This is a genomic window from Bariatricus sp. HCP28S3_A7, assembly GCF_052066375.1.
Classification (GTDB): domain Bacteria; phylum Bacillota; class Clostridia; order Lachnospirales; family Lachnospiraceae; genus Allocoprococcus.
The window spans coordinates 1-2,775 of sequence record NZ_JBQHSG010000063.1; the positions used below are offsets into that span (position 1 = coordinate 1).

Sequence of the window (2,775 nt, forward strand, 5' to 3'; positions counted from 1 at the left end):
CGATGATCAGCTCGCAGAGCTTGCACCTTGGAGTGAAAAACTCCAATCTATCAAAAATCGCATGTGAATTATAGTGAATTACTCCAACTCGCAAAGGGCTGGGGTAATTTTTTATCTGACCGCATCATTATTTGGCGGTTACTTTCTTTCACTTCATTTTATGAAAATGTTAGAGAATATTTATAGACCGTTTCGCGTGCCTGACACCGTGCACCCTTTGTAAATACGAATTTATTTGATTATAAATATTTTATTGTGTCTGACACCCTATATTTTGTACATTGCCACTTCATTATAACTGCGTTGAAATCACTTCACAATCATTTTTTTGAATACACTGCATCATTTCTGGAAAGCAAATATACACAATACTGATTCATGCTGATTCCTTCTCTTTGAGAATGTTCTGCCAATAATCTGTGCAGACTTCTTGGAATTCTCAGTTTAAACTGTCCAGAATAATCTTCCAGACTGTCTGGTTCATGAATTTCTACGCCATCTTCTAATGCTGCTTCAAGCCATGCTTTTTTCGCATCCAGTGCATTTGCTACCGCACTTTCCACTGTTTCACCACAAGTAATGCAACCAGGCAAATCCGGATAAGAAACCACAAATCCACCTTCATCCTTATCTTCCACAATTTCCATACGATAGGACATTGCCATATAATCATTCAGCGTCTTCATCATTCTTCGCCTCACTTTCTACAATCCGCCTTACCATTTCCACATATACTTTCTTGATAGGTTCGTGTTTCGGTATTGTAATTGGCATACAACCTTGCTTTCTAAAAGTATAATGACTACTTCCACTTCTTGGTGCATTCATTTCATATCCGCAGCTTTCCAATACCTTCCGTAACTCATCAAACCGGAGGTCTTTCGATAAATTGCATATACGTGTTATCAGTTTATCCCACTTTGACATTTATTATACCTCCTGCTTATATTATATGTGGTATCGTATATGGTGTCAATCAATTTATGTATATTCTTTTGTAATCCCGACTCCAACCTGTCAATTCTGTTCCTCATCCAACATCTTCTTCCAAAGCTGATCTCTAATTTCCTGATGATCCATTAACCAGTCAATCTGCTTTCGATTTACCAGAGATTTTCGGTATCTCTCATCTCCGAACTTCAGCCATTCGAATCCAACGTCAAATGTATCCGCTATATCATGAAGTGTTTTGTCGGTCGCATGATTAAGGTTCGTTTCTATTTTTAAAATCGCTGACGGTGAATATCCAACCTTCTCTCCAAAGTTCTTTCCGCAATTTGCGTTCACAGTGATACCACCTGTCTGATATATAAAACAAACCTGCATTTGATACATTTATAATGATTTCTATTACTATTTGATACTATCATTTATGAATGTCTGTGAGAATGAAGCTTCTCTCTGAGACTTCATTCTTCATCACTTAACCGAAGCTCTATGCGCTTTCCCAATGCTACTGCATATTTTTCGAATACAACCAATGTCGGGATAATTGTTTACGCCTTACCTCTTATTTCGTAATTACTCCGTTTATACGTATTATAGGGAAAAATTTTATTGTAACTCCTTTAATGCTTCCAAGTATCCCCTTAATCGCTTTTGCATATCTGAATCCAGTTTCTGGTAAGACTCAACCAACATACCAACATCCGTTCCCTTACTGATCACATACGTATCGTGTTCCCTGCTTCTGCTTCCGGTATGCTCCGCTCCTGATAACAACTCATAAGGTGACACATCTAATACTTCACATATGATCAATATCTTATCCGATACCGGATTCGTTCTTTTCTTTTTCCAGTCACTGATCGAACTCTCTGCAATCCCGGTCCTCTGGGCAAACTCTTTCTGCGTCATCTTTCTCTCTTTCAGTAACTCAAATATCCTGTCACTTACTGTCTTCATTCCGCTGTTTTCCTTTCTCCTGGCACATCTCTTTCAAGCACGACTCAGCATACTTATGCAAGGAGATTGGATCTGCACCAAGGATTACTTATCATCCCCACTATCTATAGCTGTGGAATCTTATCTCCTTGCAGGATTAACTTAAAACTTTGTAAAAGTATAACACTTTCTTCAATATTTGTAAATACGAATTTATTTGATTATAAATATTTTATTGTGTCTGACACCTAGATGTTATCGACACCTAGATGTTATCTGTACGCTGCCTGTATAATAGAAGGATAGGCTTTATATACAAACATAAAAAGTACAGACAGGATTACAGCAAACCAAAAAGGCTGATAAAGGGCGGTAAGCACGTTGGAAATTATTGTTGAAATTATTTGCATCGTTCTACCTTCCTTCAAGTTTTATTTCTGCCGATACACTCATAAACGGTACGTATAGTTCCTAACGTCATTACCAAACAAGCTTCATCCTGAATGGGCTAGACACCAAGTACTTTACGCTTACAATAAAGCCCGCAAAGGATATACCTATGTGGACTTAATGAAACTTTTAGCAAACTTTAATTTTTCTTTTCTTCTTTTTATACCCAGTTTCTCGTGCCTGACACCGAGTGCATGTGTGGATGGGTATTAGATTATTACTTAAATAATGGAACAAACTCTATTCCATATTTACCTTTACATCGAATTCCTCTATACAATGCAATTCCTTTACATGTTGCACATTGTATGATTTCATCATAATATTTATCTGATTATTCCGAGACTCTTTGAGCCACCTGTCCGGACTTTGAGAGCCACCATTCCGGAGATTGGGAGCCACATATTCCGGTAATTCAGAGCCATTTTGCAAGGCTCTGTT

Annotated in this window: 4 protein-coding genes; all 4 read right to left on the minus strand. The window is 37.7% G+C overall.

Annotation, left to right across the window (positions count from 1 at the left end):
* Nucleotides 1-320: 320 nt before the first annotated feature.
* The 4 genes from ACTNA4_RS15890 to ACTNA4_RS15905 all read right to left on the minus strand — a co-directional run bounded on the left by ACTNA4_RS15890 (nt 321) and on the right by ACTNA4_RS15905 (nt 1,905).
* The gene (locus tag ACTNA4_RS15890; protein ID WP_441031116.1) at nt 321-686 is read right to left on the minus strand and encodes a type II toxin-antitoxin system HicB family antitoxin; all 366 of its coding nucleotides are present in this window, start codon (nt 684-686) and stop codon (nt 321-323) included.
* On the minus strand, nt 670-927 hold the full coding sequence (locus ACTNA4_RS15895) for a type II toxin-antitoxin system HicA family toxin (protein ID WP_441031110.1): 258 nt from the start codon (nt 925-927) through the stop codon (nt 670-672). The genes ACTNA4_RS15890 and ACTNA4_RS15895 overlap by 17 nt, the downstream gene beginning before the upstream one ends.
* Nucleotides 928-1,017: 90 nt before the next feature.
* Entirely contained in the window at nt 1,018-1,287 is a 270-nt protein-coding gene (locus ACTNA4_RS15900) for a helix-turn-helix domain-containing protein (protein WP_441031113.1), read from the minus strand.
* A gap of 267 nt (nt 1,288-1,554) precedes the next feature.
* Nucleotides 1,555-1,905, minus strand: coding sequence for a helix-turn-helix domain-containing protein (locus tag ACTNA4_RS15905; protein ID WP_427805814.1), 351 nt, complete (start codon nt 1,903-1,905; stop codon nt 1,555-1,557).
* Nucleotides 1,906-2,775 lie beyond the last annotated feature (870 nt).

Bases quoted from the DNA above. Each gene is read 5' to 3' on its own strand.
- ACTNA4_RS15890 (WP_441031116.1), bottom strand. From the start codon at position 686: ATGAAGACGCTGAATGATTATATGGCAATGTCCTATCGTATGGAAATT.
- ACTNA4_RS15905 (WP_427805814.1), bottom strand. From the start codon at position 1,905: ATGAAGACAGTAAGTGACAGGATATTTGAGTTACTGAAAGAGAGAAAG.
- ACTNA4_RS15895 (WP_441031110.1), bottom strand. From the start codon at position 927: ATGTCAAAGTGGGATAAACTGATAACACGTATATGCAATTTATCGAAA.